10 protein-coding genes are annotated in these 15690 nt (G+C 62.4%); 2 read left to right on the top strand and 8 right to left on the bottom strand.

Going from position 1 to position 15690, the window contains the following annotated elements; all coding sequences use genetic code 11:
• Positions 1-3: 3 nt before the first annotated feature.
• From AB4P97_RS06100 to AB4P97_RS06065, 8 genes are all read right to left on the bottom strand, one after another.
• Positions 4-537, bottom strand: coding sequence for a response regulator (locus AB4P97_RS06100; RefSeq protein ID WP_042559804.1), 534 nt, complete (start codon positions 535-537; stop codon positions 4-6).
• Positions 538-758: 221 nt separating this feature from the next.
• Positions 759-1520, bottom strand: a complete 762-nt coding sequence (locus AB4P97_RS06095) for a SurA N-terminal domain-containing protein (protein WP_273878152.1) — start codon at positions 1518-1520, stop codon at positions 759-761.
• 15 nt (positions 1521-1535) lie between these two features.
• Positions 1536-3086, bottom strand: coding sequence for an ABC transporter substrate-binding protein (locus tag AB4P97_RS06090; protein ID WP_395602232.1), 1551 nt, complete (start codon positions 3084-3086; stop codon positions 1536-1538).
• Positions 3087-3095: 9 nt separating this feature from the next.
• Entirely contained in the window at positions 3096-3716 is a 621-nt protein-coding gene (locus tag AB4P97_RS06085) for an SCO family protein (protein WP_042559807.1), read from the bottom strand.
• Entirely contained in the window at positions 3713-4363 is a 651-nt protein-coding gene (locus AB4P97_RS06080) for an SCO family protein (protein ID WP_395602231.1), read from the bottom strand. Before AB4P97_RS06080 ends, AB4P97_RS06085 begins: the two co-directional genes overlap by 4 nt.
• Before the next feature lie 13 nt (positions 4364-4376).
• Positions 4377-6299 (bottom strand): cytochrome D1 domain-containing protein, encoded by a 1923-nt coding sequence (locus AB4P97_RS06075; RefSeq protein ID WP_395602230.1) that lies wholly within the window; start codon positions 6297-6299, stop codon positions 4377-4379.
• An 850-nt stretch (positions 6300-7149) separates the two neighbouring features.
• On the bottom strand, positions 7150-12984 hold the full coding sequence (mnxG, locus tag AB4P97_RS06070) for a manganese-oxidizing multicopper oxidase MnxG (RefSeq protein ID WP_395602229.1): 5835 nt from the start codon (positions 12982-12984) through the stop codon (positions 7150-7152).
• 202 nt (positions 12985-13186) lie between these two features.
• Positions 13187-13795 carry a lytic transglycosylase domain-containing protein gene (locus AB4P97_RS06065; protein WP_047300527.1) on the bottom strand — a complete coding sequence of 203 codons (609 nt, stop codon included), beginning with the start codon at positions 13793-13795 and terminating at the stop codon, positions 13187-13189.
• A 206-nt stretch (positions 13796-14001) separates the two neighbouring features.
• Between AB4P97_RS06065 and gspG the strand changes: the two genes are divergently transcribed.
• Together gspG and AB4P97_RS06055 are read left to right on the top strand one after the other, a co-directional pair.
• Positions 14002-14430, top strand: a complete 429-nt coding sequence (gspG, locus tag AB4P97_RS06060) for a type II secretion system major pseudopilin GspG (protein ID WP_042558733.1) — start codon at positions 14002-14004, stop codon at positions 14428-14430.
• 14 nt (positions 14431-14444) lie between these two features.
• Positions 14445-15632 (top strand): type II secretion system F family protein, encoded by a 1188-nt coding sequence (locus AB4P97_RS06055; RefSeq protein WP_395602228.1) that lies wholly within the window; start codon positions 14445-14447, stop codon positions 15630-15632.
• The last annotated feature ends 58 nt before the right edge of the window (positions 15633-15690 follow it).

Raw genomic sequence — 15690 nt, 5'->3', positions numbered from 1 at the left:
CCATTACTCCCCGGTGAGCATTTGATCGTCGTCCGGTGCCAGGGTCGCCAACCTGTTTCTTCGGCGATCCGCCAGCACCCAACTGCCATCGTACAACTGCAACGGGAAGCTCTCGGTCCTGCTCTGGCGTCGTTCGACGAAGCCCTCCGAAGGGCTCGCACCGGGTTTCGCTTCGCGCTGGATGCCCAGAAGGTCGCAGACAGCTCGGGCCAGTTCCGCCAATGGAAACGGTTTGAACAGGATGTGGCTGACGTCCAGTTGCCGCGCCCGCTCACAGACTTCAGCGGTCGGGTGACCCGTTATCAGCACAAAATGGCACGTCCTGTTCTGGCGGACCGCGTCGAGCACCTCAAAGCCTTCCATATCGGGCAAGCGGTAATCGAACACCAACACTTGGGGAGCGAACGTCTCGGCCAGGCCGATACCCGTCGCGCCGTCATGTGCAATCCGGACATCCAGCCCTTGCGCCGACAGATAATCCTGCAGGTTCTGTGCAAGCAGCTGTTCGTCTTCGACAACCAGTACTTTGTTAACCAAGGTCGACTCCTTGAAACCTGCAAGTCCGAAAACTGAACCCGCTGAAGTGCGCCTTACAATGGCTAACGCACAGTTCATGCCAGGCTGAGTGCCGGTAAATTTAAGTCTTCATGTCCTTGAATTTAATGACAATGCCCGCTCGTCCCGGTACCCCGTTCCCCAGAAACGGGGAAGCACCTGAATGGGCATCGAAGCCATTCCCCACTATTGGGGGGGAACCTTCAATCGTCGTCAGTTCGTTCAATCCTGTTCTGCGCCCGTAATTGCGCGAGCACCTGGCGACGAGCCTGGGCCTGTTGCTGCCGGGCGAGCTGCGCCCGAGCCGAATCAAGTCCCTGCAAATCTGGGACATCGCCCACCTCCAAGTGGTTCGCCACATAGATCAAATGCCAGCCGAATGGTGAACGTACCGCATCACTGGCGAAGATCGCGCCATCAATGATGGAAGCGCGCATCTTCATCAAGCGTAGACGCGCCGCAGCATCCGTCGCGGCATCCGCTTGCGGCTCGACCCGAACCAGCAGGTGCCGCGGCTGCAAAGTGTTGGCGCGGATCAGTTGGGCGAACATTTGCTGCGCGGCCAGCTCACGGCGGGTGTACTCGGTGAACGAGGCTTCATCGAAACCGGCATCCTGCAAGCGCCGCACGAATCGCTCGTTACCGCCGATGGCCTGGCGGGTTTGCTCGACTTGCTGCTGCACCCTTTGGTCATCGATTGTCAGGCCGCGCTTGCGCGATTCCTGCCAGAGCAGTTCCTTGTCGATCAGCGCATCGAGTGCGGCCTGACGCAGCTGTTTATAGGCCCTGGGGCTGCGAATGCTCGCCACCGCGCGGCCCTGATCCTCGAGGTATTCGGCAAAAAATCGCTCAAGACGAAACTCGGAAATCTCTTCGCCATTGACCCGCGCAGCCGCCGGACCATTACTGGCGAACGCCATCGGCAACCAGCATGTCAGCACTAATAACAGCATCTTGAGCTTCATGAGCAGAGCCTCCATTCAGGGGCTGGCGACAATCGGTTTGTAGGGTGCAACCAGATAGAAACGCTGATCGGGCAGGTCCACGGTGACCACATGTGCGCCGCTCAAGCCCAGACGTCGTCCGGGGCCGAAGCTGATGCGTGGGGTCAGGCCGGTGTCGAAGTCGTGCAGGCCTTCCAGCGCTGCCACCAGTTTCTCGCGGCTGGCGTCACGTCCGGCCTGCTTCATGCCTTCGCCGAGCAGCAGCATCGAGGCGTAAGCACCGACTTGCAGCACCGCATGCTGGGCGCCGAGGCCTTGATGCTCGCGCAGCAGCGTCAGGGCCATGCGTCCGGTCTGGGTCCAGTCGCTGGGAACGAAGGGATAGGCGAGGAACACCCGCCGTGAAAATCCTTCCGGCACTTGCAGCAGATCCCCGGCCACCTGGCTCGACGCCGCGAACAGATACGGCACCTGCCCGGCACGCTGCAAACCCGCCGCCAAATGGCTGAAGCCGCCGCCGCTGCCCAGGTAGAACACCGAGCGCGAGCCCAGCGGCAACCTGTCACCTGCCGGGTCGTAGGCCTGAATCTGGACGTTCTGCCAGCCGTTCCTGTGCAGATACTCGCCAAGCACTTTGGCTGTCTGCGCCTGCGCAGGGTCGTCGGGATAAGCGATGAGTGTCGGCCCTTGCAACACGCGCAGGCTGGCGGTCGCGTAATCGGCCAGAGCGATCAGCTGTTCACGCAAGCCCGGCAACGGCTCGAAAATTTGTGGGCTGGCCTGCACCGCTCCGAGCAACGACAACGTGCCGATCAGCGGCACGCCAGCCTGTTCCAGCCGCTGGGCCAGTTCGCTGCCCAATGCCGGGGCCATCGGCGCGATCAGAGCGAACACTTGTTCATCGTCGATCAGCCGTTCAAGCGCTTGTTCGGCACTGGCGCGATCAGCGCCAGGATCGGCGATGGTCAGGCGCAATTGCCGGCCATGAATTCCGCCAGCCTCATTGATCCGCGCCACACTGCCGTTGAGCACCGCTGCGACCGTCGCGCCCTCCTCGGCCAAGGGCCCCTGGCTGGGCAGCAAAGTGCCCAGATGCAGGGTCTCGGCATCGAGTCCGGGGTCGCGTTCATCGGCAAGGCGTTTGAGGTAGGCGGTGAGATTGCGCTGATCCTTCATCGACAGCACAAAGCGCGGCATGCTCGGGTCGAGGCGGTTGTTGCCGGGGTCGCGGCCCTGCTGAATGACTGTCGCAAGGCTTGCATCGTTGTAGGCCGGATAGTTGCGGCCGTTGACCTGTTGCTGGCCGTAAGTGCTGGTCAGCCGCGACCAACTCAACTCAGGCGGACGCACCCCGCCTTCGGGCCGGCCGAGGCCATCGGCGCCATGACAATTGGCGCACGGCAGACTGGTGGCCGGCAGCAACATATCCGCCGCGCCGACCCGCGCCATGATCGCTTCACCGCTGGCCGACAGGCCTTCACGGTACAGGCGCTTGCCGGCCGCCTCCTCCGGCGTCAGCGGCAACGCCGCCGCGCCGAGGCTGACGCTCGCGAGCAGGATCAGGGCGAGGACATGGGCGCTGTTCATGGCGCGGGCTCAGCGACCGGCCACGGGCATTGTCAGCAACTGCAGGCGCTGGGCAATGGCGGCGGCCGGAGCATCGGGGCGAATCTTGCTCCAGCGTTTGTTGGCGACATCGCCGACGATCAACTGTGTGGAATGTTGCTCAGGCGTCGGCACGATCTGGCCGATACGGCTCAGCACCAGGTCCATCTGCGCCTTGTCGCCGGTGAGAAAAAGCCAATGAGGGTCATCGCAACCCTGCTTCAAGGTGTAAGCCTTGAGCACCGCCGGCGTGTCGCGCAGCGGATCACTGGTAAGGGAAATGAAGGTAATGTCGTCGGCCTTGTCCCCGAGCAGCTCGCGGACTTCCTTGAGCTTGCGCGTGATCAAAGGGCAGGCGTCGTTGCAACTGGTGAAAATCACGTTGAGCAGCACCACGCGGTTTTGCAGTGCATCACTGTAAAAACGCAGGGTTTCGCCGTGCTGATTTTGCAGCGGCGTATCGGTAAACCAGGCTTGCGCGTCGTGGGTCCCCTTGGCGGGTGCGGCGGCAACCGCGGCTGGCGGCTCGGTTGCATGCTCCTCGTGGGCGAAAGCGACATTGCTGAACACCCAGAAACACACGGTCAGAGAGATCCAGTCGAGCATCCTCATGGCTGTTGCTCCATGGCGATAGCGGTGTGTTTGGCATGAGTGCGCTGGCCGCTGAGTTTTTCGACTTCCTTGGCCAGCACTGTCGGGTCGGTGAAGCCGTAGTAGCGCATCCAGTGACGGCTGTTGCCGTCGCCGACGAGGATCAGCGGCTGATGGTTCTTCAGGTCGCCGCTGAAACTGCCCAAACCCTTGAGGGTTTCATTGATCGATTGTGGCGAACCGGTCAGCCAGCTCCAGCCCGGGCCTTTCTGGAACGCGCGGGCGTAATCCTGCAAGCGCTTGGGGTCGTCGCGTTGCGGGTCGATGCTGATCGACACCAACTGCACTTCATTGCCAACCCGTGCGCCGAGCTGTTTCTGCACCTTGCCCATAATCGACGAGACCACCGGGCAGACTGTGGTGCAACTGGTGTAGATGAAGCTGATGACGACGATTTTGTCCTGCACCAGATCTTGCTCCAGACGCACGGTTTTGCCGTTTTGATCGAGCAGTGGCACGTTGGCGAATTTCACCTGGGCGTGTTCCTGCGTGTTGCTGGCGGGCGCGGTGTGGCCGGCGTGTTCATCCGCCGAATGCGCCTGGACTTGCTGGACGCTGACGGCCAGCAGACACAGGCTGAGCAAGCCACGGGAAGTGATGTGTTTCATGGCGATGTCCTCTTCACTGATTCTGGCCGGGGGTTACCCGAACACTGGCAAATGTTTTGTCATCGAACCCGGCACCGAGCGATGCGGCGCGCACATGCAGATACCAGGCGCCGCTGCGGTCGAGGGTCACCGGCGCTTCGTACACGCCATCGGCGACTTCCTGCGCGGCCACTTCGCGGGGGTGTGAAGTCGGCGCGAGGAAGTAGCGCAACTGCACATCCTTGACGCCGCTGCGCTGGATTTTCTGCTTGCCCTGGACGATGCGAAACCGCACCACGTAGGGGTCGTTGAGCGCTACGGCGGTCTTGTCCAGAAGGAACTCGACCTTGGGCGCGCCGACATGTTTTTCCGGCGTACCGTCTGGCTCGATCTGCGCGGTGAAGCAATGGATGATGTTCGGTTGATTGAGCAGGAATGCCACGTCGAAACGCCCCGTCGCCGGCAGTTTCACTCGCGCGCTGTACAGCCCCGGCGAGACCTCGCGCAGGCTGCGGTCGATGACCATGGCGGCACGGGCGATCTGCCCGCGATTGGGATAACCGGACATCGGCGCGTTCATGCCTTCGGCGTAGAAATAGGTGGTGTTGTCCACCGGGTTGACCACAAACACCGCGTTGTCATCGCGCGACACTGCAAGGCTTGAGGCGAGCGGCAAGTCCCCGGCCATGCGCGGCGGTTGCGGGCCGGCTTCGAAGCTTTGGCTGATCGGCTGGCGGCCCTCACCGAGCGAGGCCAGGTTGATCATGGTGACTTTTGGCGAGGCCAATCCGCGCACGTAGGCGTAGGCCTTGGTGAACACCACTTGGTAGGGTTCGGCGGACACGTCCAGGTCATGGATCGCTGCATCGGTGGAGGCATCAATCACCGTCGCGCGGTTTTCCACGGTGTTGAGCACCACACCGAAACGCCCGTCGGCGCTGAAGCCCATCGGGCCGAGGCCTTGCTGCAATTTGATCACGCGGCGCACGCTGTGGCTGGCACTGTCGACTACCGTCACCGTGCCGTCCTTGCCATCGGCCACATACACCGCGCCGGACAATGGCGAGTACGCGACCGACAGTGGGCCGGAGCCGGTCTTGATTTGCCCGACAATACTCAGGCTGGCGACATCGACCACGCTCAGGGTGCCGTCGTCGCGGTTGCTGACAAAGGCAAAACGGCTGTCCTTGCTGAAGGTTATTTCGTGGTGACCGAGGCCGGTCGCCAGATGCTTGAGCGGTTTCAGGCTTTGCGCATCGATCACGGTGACGCCGGATTCGTCGGGTTTGGCGGCATTGTTGCCGACCCACAACAGGCGCTCATCCGGTTGCAGCGCCACGCGCACCGGTTGGCTGCCGGCGCTGATCGAGTCGACGACCTTGAATTGTTCGCTGTCGATCACCGCCACTTCGCCCGCCGCTGGCATCGAGACGAATACGCGTTTGTTGTCTTTGGGCGTGACCCAATCCATCGGCGATTGCTTGAGTTCAATGCGCGCCAGGGTGCTGGTGATCCCGCCGACCGATACCGAAGGATCGACCACCGCCACACTGGCATCGCGGTTCATCACCAGCAGGAAATAGCTGTTGAGGTCCAGTAGTGGCCGCGCGCCGATGTTCGATTTGAGATACACCCCGACCCGCGCTTTGCAACTTTTGTCGCGGCCCTGGGCCTGATCAGCGGCCAGCGCCTGCGCATCGATCCACGCCCCCGGTGCAACACCGGACAACGGCTGGCCCGATGCGCTGTCGCGGATGCGGAACTGCACGTCGGCAAACTCGCCTTCACGCAACTTGCCGTCGCTGGCCAGCGGCTTGAGGTTGAACGCAATCGACACGCCGTCGCGGGCCAGGGTCTGGCCGGGTTCGATCTGCGCCAGCGCAACCTCGCCAAGCGTCAGCAAAGCGCCTGCGATGGCCAGCACACAAACACCGATGAAATTGATGATCCCGCTCATATCCTCTCCCCTGACTCTACTTGCAAAACACCGCCGTCCCCTGTGGGAGCTGGCTTGCCAGCGATGGCGGCAGTTGCTCCACCATCCAAAACCGCGTCGATCCCAATCGCTGGCAAGCCAGCTCCCACAATGAATGCGTTCATCCCGCATTCCCCCTGCATCCACCGAACCTGTGGGAGCTGGCTTGCCAGCGATGGCGGCAGTTGCTCCACCATCCAAAACCGCGTCGATCCCAATCGCTGGCAAGCCAGCTCCCACAATGAATGCGTTCATCCCGCACTCCCTCTGCATCCACCGAACCTATGGGAGCTGGCTTGCCAGCGATGGCGGCAGTTGCTCCACCATCCAAAACCGCATCGATCCCAATCGCTGGCAAGCCAGCTCCCACAATGAATGCGTTCATCCCGCATTCCCCCTGCATCCATCGAACCTGTGGGAGCTGGCTTGCCAGCGATGGCGGCAGTTGCTCCAACATCCAAAGCCGCATCGATCCCAATCGCTGGCAAGCCAGCTCCCACAATGAATGCGTTCATCCCGCATTCCCCCTGCATCCACCGAACCTGTGGGAGCTGGCTTGCCAGTGATGGCGTCAGTTGCTTCACCATCCAAAACCGCGTCGATCCCAATCGCTGGCAAGCCAGCTCCCACAATGAATGCGTTCATCCCGCATTCCCCCTGCATCCATCGAACCTGTGGGAGCTGGCTTGCCAGCGATGGCGGCAGTTGCTCCACCATCCAAAACCGCGGCGATCCCAATCGCTGGCAAGCCAGCTCCCACAATGAAAGCGTTCATCCCGCACTCCCTGGGAGCTGGCTTGCCAGCGATGGCGGCATCTACCTCACCATCCAGCTACTGCGCAGGCGGTGCCGGTTCTGGCTCGTTGGTCACCCGCAATAGTCCCCAGAGGCCCGAGGTGTTGCCGTAGGCGCCGTAGTCGCGGAACAGGTAGTCACCCGGTATCGCGTTGCTGCCCCCGGCGCTCGGGATCATCGAGCTGAAGTGCGCCGCCGGCAGAACGCTCTCACGGGCGCCGATGTACATCGACATCGGGTTGTAACCGAACCGCACCGACCCCACGCCCGGCGTCACCGTCGGATAGCCGCCGACATCACTCTTCTCGGCCAGGAACGGGTTGACCGACCACACGTGCCCATCCATCTGGAAGGTGCTGCCGCGGCTGCCACCGGTTGGCATCAGAATGTGTGTACGGAACGGTTGCCCCGGTTTGGCGTAAAGCACCGGCGTTTGCGGATCACCGCCGACCAGCGCGTTGCTGTAGGCCATGTGCGCGTTGAGCATGTCGCCATAACCGGCACCATCGGCATGTCCGAACGGTGCATCCGGGGCGAGGCCAAAGCGATACCACATCGGCTCGGTCTTGTAGTTGATGGCCATGCTCGAGTTGTCCTGCGGATCGGTCGGCACACCGAAGCCCTCGGCAGCAATGCCCTCCACCGGCCTGCCATTGGCCCAGCGAGTGTTCAACGCCTTGTGCCAGACCATCGCAAAATCGCGGTAGACGGCTTGCCCAGGCGCGGTGACCGTGGCATTGGCCTTGCGCGCATCGTCGACCCAGGTAGAGCCGATCGGCAGGATGCTCATCGCGCCGCCCAAGCCTTTTTGCGATTGCTTGATCACGTCCGCCGGCGTGATATTCAGACCACCAAACTCGATGGCCGTGGCGTTGATGTTGTCGACACTGCGGCCCAACTGCGTCACTGGTTTGCCTTCACGCTCCAGGTGCCCGGCGTAGTACTGATAAGTACGAGTCGGGTACGCGCCGCTGTTGCCGACCCGCGGTGGCACGGTCTGGATCGGGTTGGCGCCGACGTTGACGCCGTCGGATTTGGTGATGTCATAGGCCAGCAGTTGCGCATGCAGACCAACGTGGCTGGACGGCCGCATCAGGTTGTTGCTGAAGGTGGTCGAGCCGAGGCCGCTGTTGCGGTCGCGTTTGACCATGCCTTGCATCACCGCGGTCTGGGCCAGGTCGGGCATCATGCTCGGCAGACGGTTTTCCAGGGTGATGTTGATGCAGTCACCGGCGGCGGCGCGCAGCACCAGCGGTTCGACCGGGATACCGGGTTTGAGCTTGCCGGTGGTCGCGTCGAGGTCGGATTTGCGCACATACAGAATCGCGGTCGGATCATGCAACGGCCCGCTCTGGCCGCCGATGGTGATGGTTTCGCCATCCTCCGGATCGGTCACCGTGACCTGCGGAATGCTCACGGTGCGCGAGTTCAGGACCAGAGTGCCGCCCGCCGCTTTCAATGGCCCGCCAACATGCTGGCCGAGACCTTCAGGGTCGCCGATGGTCAGGCCCAGCGAGTTGCCGAGGATGTCGTTGGCGAGTGCCGCGACCACTTCATAGTTGCGCTGCACGGTCGGCCGGGTGCCGATGCCGTTCGGGTTGGCGCTGATGCGTGGGCAACTGCCGTCGAACGCCACGGTGTTACGCATCCCCGTCGGCTTGGCGTTGTTCGGCAAGGCGAACAGGTCACTGCGCTGCGCAGTGTAGTTGCGCATCACGCCCCAGATGCCGCTCCAATAGCCTTCGATCGAGGCGTCCATCGAGTACAGATAATCCCCGGTGGTGGCCGCCGAACTGGACAGCATCGACACGGGCGCAATGAAGCCCATCTGCTCGGAGATCCCGATCATCTGCGAGGCGCGCCAGCCCGAGTTGGAGCTGCTGCCGAAGCCGGAACCGCTTTGCAGCCATTTCACGCCGTGCAAGGTGACGTTGTGTTCCTCTTCGTGACCGCCGGCATGCACCCGCAGCCGCACGTTGTCGCCGGTGTAAGTGCGCAGCATCGGCGTGAACGGATCGCCAGGTTCCGCGCCGCCCTTGTTGATGTGCGGCGGGAACAGCGTGGTGCCGCCGGTTGGGCCGGTGGCGGAAGTGATCAGGTTCGGCGCCAGGTTCATCGCCGGAATCGCCCGATCAGTGCGGCTGTGCATGGCGAACGAAAGATCACCGCCGAGGCCGTCAGCCTGCATGCCGCGATTGCCGTCCGGGCCGAGTTTGTTCGGGTCGTAGACGCGCAGGGCCAGCGGCTCGTTGCGATAGTTGACGACGAACATGCCTGGGTCATCCACCGAGATTGCCTGTGGGCACGGCCGGCTCGGGCAGCCCGGGACCTGACCGCCCTGCACTTCCACTATGCCGTCGAGCAAGGTGCTGGCGTTGTTGCGCACCGGCGGGTTGATCGCGTAGCGGAAGCTGTCGGCCGTGGCCGGGAAACTTTGCGCGTTCGGCACGCCGTTCGGCCCGGCGCCCACATACACGCCGGCTTCATAGGCGTGCTGGAAGTCGCTGTATTCGAGGAAGAACTCGCGGAAGCTGTCGTTCTTGCCGTCGCCGTCGAGGTCGCCGGTGTTGATCACCGCTTGCCACGAAGTCGGCCCGCCGTCCTGACGCGCGCCGCTGTACAGGGGCTCGCCGGTTTCGGCGTGGAACCAGGTAGAACCGGCAGGTTCAGCGAGCACGGTGGCATACAGCCCGATCTGTTGGTGCGTCGATGGGCCGAGGTGGTCGTGGGTGAAGATGGTACCGAGACCGCGATCGACACCTTTGGCATTGACCACCGGGTCGACGAACCAGCGTTGCATCGCCGTGCGTGCGCCCATCCAGTCGCTGCGCCCGTACTGACCGAAGAACGGGTGCGCCTTGGCTTTCGGGCACGCCTGTGTGCCATCGCGCGGGTCGGTGCCTTCGCACTGGTTGAACTCGCGGATCGCGTGGATGCGCTCCTGCACGGCACCCGGCGAGAGCACGCCATCCTCGTAGTTCCAGCCATTGGACGAGCCGTCGGCCGAGGTCAGGTCCCATTTGGGCAGGTGAATGTGCTGGCCGATCACGTCGGTTGGCGTGCGCACCTGATAGTCGTCCATCTCATAAGTGGCCGGCACCAGGTTGGTTTGCTGGTATTGCACGCAGTCGAAGGTGTTCATGCGCATCACCAGTGGCTCTGGCGGACGCTGCTTGGTGATCACCGGCCACGCGTCTTCCCAAAGCGCCAGAATGCGCGCCTGCGGGAAGTGATAGCCAACCTTGTTGTACACCGCGTCGAACTGAATATTCGCCGCTTTGTAGATGCGCGGACGGTCGGCGGTGAAGGTCGAGGCGCCGGTGAAAGACATGCCGTCGATGCGTTCGCCGCTGTTGAATTCACCGGTGCCGGCGCTGCTGGTCAGGCGTTTGGCCCGATCATCCATGCACGGTTCGTAGTACGGCGCACCCGCCATCGGCAAGGCACCGTTGGTACGGAAAGCCTTGGCCACCACCTGGTTGCCGGGCAGCAAGGCAAAGCTTGGGTGATCTTTTTGTGCGTGGAAGGCCATCGCCGACTGCTCGACTTCGGTGCCTTCTTCCGGCAGATAAATCGGCTTGGCGCGGGTGACTTCCTTGGAGAAATCCAGCGAGGTGGTCACGGTGTTCGCCTCGCCACCGGCAGCTACGCCGTCCAGCGTATGGCGCTGCAAACCGCCATCCCAGCCGCCCGATTGCGCAGGGTCGAGGTTGGCCCACAGCGCTTTGCCGCTGGCCTTGAGTGCTTGTGCGGTGGCGGCGTCGAGCATGTCAAGCGGTGGAGTGGGTGGGCGTTGGCCGACCGAACTTTCCATGCCGCCGATCCAGAATGGGTAGCCAGGGTTTTTCAATGTGCCGTCAGCGTTGCGGTTGGCTTCGCTGCGATCCACCAGCGCCAGCGAACCGATGGCTTGGCCAGCCGCGTTGCCGCCGTGATGTTCGCCGTCGTCATCGGTTTCTTCTTCGTCATCGTCGTTGCCGGCAACCAGGGTTTCGCCGATTTTCGGCACCACCACCACTTTGCCGGGCATCGGGGCCATGGCTTTGCCGGGCAGCGGCACAATGGCCGGGATCGGCGTGCCGGCAATGATTTCACCGTCCGGCAAGGCGCGTGCACCCGCTGCCGGTTTGCCGCTGCGCAAGGCGAACGGTTCGCTGTGATAGCCGTCTTCACCTTGCTGCGAAACTTCCAGGCGAGTGCCTTCTTCGAACACGTCGTGCACGCGCCACATGGCCCACATGCCCTGGGCGAAATGCGGGTAGAAGTGGCAGTGATAGATCGCATCACCGGCTACCCGATTGCGATTGCCCGAACCGCCGTTGGCGATTTCATAGGTGTAACCGGCGCCCGGGCCGATGCCTTGGGCGTCGACGTAATCGGAGTTGTCGTCATTGGGATTGAACAGCCACTGGTGGCCATGCAGGTGGAAGATGTGCTGTTCGTGACCGTTATGGGTGTTGCGGAATTTGACGAAGTCACCGATGTAGCTGTGGTTGACGTTGGACGGTTCGGACGGATACAGCGCCATGGTTGCCTTGACGCCAATCTGATCGGCGCGCGGGATCTGCCCCGGCGCGATGTTCTCAAGCCCGGCGTTGGCCGGTACGTCGACCAGCATCGCCACGTCACCGACGGTGTGCGAGCTGAGGAAGAACTCTTCGTAGGCGCAGGACAGGCAGTCGTGCATCGGTCCCACGCCCAACCGGTTGGCGACCACTTCGGCGCCCATGCCGCCGGAGCCGTAGTTGATCATGAACGAGTCGCGGGTCGGCTCCAGCACATGCGCCATCACCGGGTCGGCCCAGTAGGCAGGAAAGGCTTGAGTCGCCGCCGTTTCGTCCTGGAACTGCGAGGCAAAATCGCGGAACGGCTCCAGTCGATTGGGGATCGCCGGATTGCGTTTGCCCATCGACTCCAGCGGATAGGTACTGGCCGGAAAGCTGCCGTCAGTGTTGCTGCCCATCACGATGGCATCGCTTTCGCTGGAGATGATTTCGTTGCCATCGACCATATTGATGATCGGTGTGCCGGCCTTGCCTTCGCGCAGCCACGGTTCGCGCTGCGGGTAGCGCGCCTGGTAATCGACGATCGGATGACCGGCCGGCGTGCGCCCCGAAGTCGCCAGACGCATTTCTTCTTCAGTCAGCGTGTTGCGGTAAGTGCGGCCGCCCTTCGGCACCACGACCACCTGGCCAAACAGGCCATTGGCAACGTTACCCGCCGCGCCCTCGCCACCGAAGGTGGCACCACGGCTGCTGACGGCAAACGCGCCTTCGCGCTCGGCATACAACGTATAGGAACGGCTGGCTCCCGGCACCACCAGGCTATTGGCGTTGCGGCCGGTGTACGAAGAAATGTCGTCGATGCTGTTCACCGCTTGCAGGCCGTTGACCTGGAACCCGACGTGGCGGTCGGCGACCTGCTCATCGACCTTGAACTGTTCGCCGGCATTGGCGTTCGGCGCGCCCTCTGCGCCTTCCTCGCCCTCGTTTTCGAAGTGCTTGTTCGGGTTGGCCTGATAGTCGAGCAGGTTCTGCAGATTGATCGTCAGGCAATCCCCGGCGGCTACGCGCAACACCAGTGGCCGTGGGCGCTTGTCGGCGCGCAACGAGACTTTGCCCGGCACTGCCGCGCCGCCGAAGGCCAGCGATACATCATGGTCATCGACCACGTCGCGGCGCAGCGCGTACATCATGCCGTTGGCGTTTTGCGCGCCGAGGCGGTTGAACATCAGCGGCTGATCGAACGCCACGACGTTGGCCACCAGGTTGCGCTCGCAGCGCACCGCCGCGCTGACCATTTCGACGCCAAGCATCGAGGCCAGCAACAGCAGCAGTTTGATGAGGGACGGAGCGGGATGAAGGCCGGCCATGATCAGAAACCTCGAAAGGGATGCTCGCAGGGAACGATTCTCGACAAAACCCTTGGAGCAATCCGCGTGCCACAAAAAAATCCGTTGTTTTTCAATGAGCTACTCAAATCATTTAAGAGCCCGGGGGATATTCCCCACCCGATTCCCCACTTTTCGCGCCTGCCGGGATTGCCCCGATAGTGGGGGAAACCGGGGACTTCCTTTACAACGGCGCGTCCACTGCCAGCCCCTGCAAGCGCCGGTACTGGCGCAAAACGCTGGGCACGTAACGCTGGGTTTCGGCGAACGGCGGGATCACCCGGCCACGGCTGAGCACCGCATCAGGCCCGGCGTTGTAAGCCGCCACGGCGAGGGTGATGTCGTTGTCGAACAGGGTCATCAGGCGCTTGAGGTATTTGGCCCCGCCCTGGATGTTGGCCTTGGGGTCGTAGACGTCGGTCACACCCATTTCCCGCGCGGTGGCCGGCATCAATTGCATGAGCCCGCCCGCGCCTTTGGGTGAGGTGGCGCCGGGGTTGTAACGCGACTCGGCGTTGATCACCGCGTGCAGCAGCGCTTCAGGTAATTGATTGACCTTGGCCGCCGCCGAGACCAGCTCCGCGTAAGGCTGATTGGCGATCATCTGCGGCTGCTGATCAAGGCTGGCCAGCGGCGCTTGCGCCTCGTGAATCACCCGTTCGTAAGTGCGTCCGGGGCGATGCACATTGGACAGAACGTAGCTGCCCTTGGCGTCCACGGAGATGAATACATCGGCTTGCGCGGCACCGCTCAGCAGTACACAACCGAGCAATCCGCCAGTGAGAAATTTCATGTCGGGCCTCCCCGGACCGACCCCGGAAAATTGGGGGAAATGCCCCAATGGCCGATCACGCTTGAGCCATACGCAAGCACTGTGCCGACTCGCGAGAGGCCCGTAATGCAAGGACTTGCGGCCATCAACCGAGTTTTTTTCGAGCCTGAGCATGGCAATTGCATAGGCCCTTCAGGCGACTCGACTGACACTCACGGGAGGTCATCATGAAGCTGCATTTTCGTCCGCGTGCCCAACGCGGTTTCACCCTGCTCGAATTGCTCGTGGTGCTGGTGGTGCTCGGCCTGTTGGCCGGGATCGTCGCGCCTAAATACTTCGCTCAACTTGGTCGCTCGGAAGTGAAAGTGGCCAAGGCGCAGATCGAAGGCCTGAGCAAGGCACTGGATCTGTATCGCCTGGAAGTCGGCCACTACCCGTCCACCGAACAAGGCTTGCAGGCCTTGGTGACTGCGCCGAGTGACGAGGCAAAATGGACGGGCCCGTACCTGCAGAAAAAACTTCCGCAGGATCCATGGGGCCGCAGCTACGCCTACCGCTACCCCGGCGAAAACAGCGAGTACGACTTGCTGTCGATGGGCAAGGACGGCCAACCCGGCGGTGAAGGCGAAAACGCCGAAGTGACCAACTGGCAGTGAGTGGAGCGCGGCCCATGCGATTTCATCTGAAAGCCGTCGGCAAGGCGGGCGTGGTCTCCTTGAGTATCGAGGCGCCGGGGCATAGCGAAGCGCGGCACATTGCCGAGGATCAGGGCTTGCGCGTGCTCAGCCTGCATGCCGAAAAACACTGGCGTTCGTTGCGCCTGCGTCAGCGCGAAACGTTCAATCTGGTGCTTTTCAGCCAGGAGTTGACCACCCTGCTCAATGCCGGCCTGCCGTTGATCGATGCGCTGGAAAGCCTCGCTGAAAAAGAAACCGCCCCCGCTGCGCGCAAAACCCTGAGTGAACTGGTACGCCTGCTGTATGAAGGCAAATCCTTCTCGCAGGCCCTAGGTCAGTTGTCAGCAGTGTTTCCACCGCTGTACGTAGCGCTGGTGCAGTCCAGCGAGAAGACCGGTGCGGTCGGCGAGGCTTTGGGCCGTTACGTCAGTTACCGCCAACGCATGGACGAGGTGCGGCAGAAGATAGTCAGCGCTTCAATCTACCCATTGCTGTTGCTGGTGGTCGGCGGTGGCGTGGTGTTGTTTTTGATGGGCTACGTGGTGCCGCGCTTCAGTCTGGTGTTCGAAGGACTGGGCTCGAACCTGCCGTGGCTGTCGCAGATTCTGATGAGCGGCGGCATGTTTCTGCACGCGCATCAACTAGAATTTTTCGGCGGGTTGGCGGCGATCGTCGTCGCCCTCGCCGTGGTGCAGAAACAACCGGCGTTTCGCCGTGGGCTGGATCGGCTGGTGGAGAAGCTGCCCGCCGTGCATCAACGGATTTTCCTGTATGAACTGGCGCGTTTTTACCGTTCGCTGGGGATTCTGCTGCAAGGCGGGATTCCGCTGGTGACCGCCATGGGCATGGTGCGCGGCTTGCTCACTGTAGCGTCACGGGCGCGGCTGGATCAGGCGTGCGAACGCGTGCGCGAGGGACAGTCGCTTTCCACCGCGCTGGAACTCAATCGCCTGGTGACGCCGGTGTCCCTGCGCCTGCTGCGCGCCGGCGAACAGTCCGGCAATCTCGGGCAAATGATGGAGCGCAGCGCCGACTTCTACGACGAAGAAATCAGCCGCTGGATCGAATGGTTCGTGAGGTTGTTCGAACCGTTATTGATGACGTTCATCGGCCTGCTGATCGGGGTGATCGTGATCCTGATGTACATCCCGATTTTCGAACTGGCTTCGAGTATTCACTGACCGCGGGAACGGGTCGGATCAATCGCAACAACGCACATCCACGTTCCCACCCCAGGCA

This window comes from Pseudomonas sp. A1230 (genome assembly GCF_044218825.1).
Taxonomy (GTDB): domain Bacteria; phylum Pseudomonadota; class Gammaproteobacteria; order Pseudomonadales; family Pseudomonadaceae; genus Aquipseudomonas; species Aquipseudomonas iridis.
This window is presented reverse-complemented; position numbering and strand designations above follow the sequence as displayed.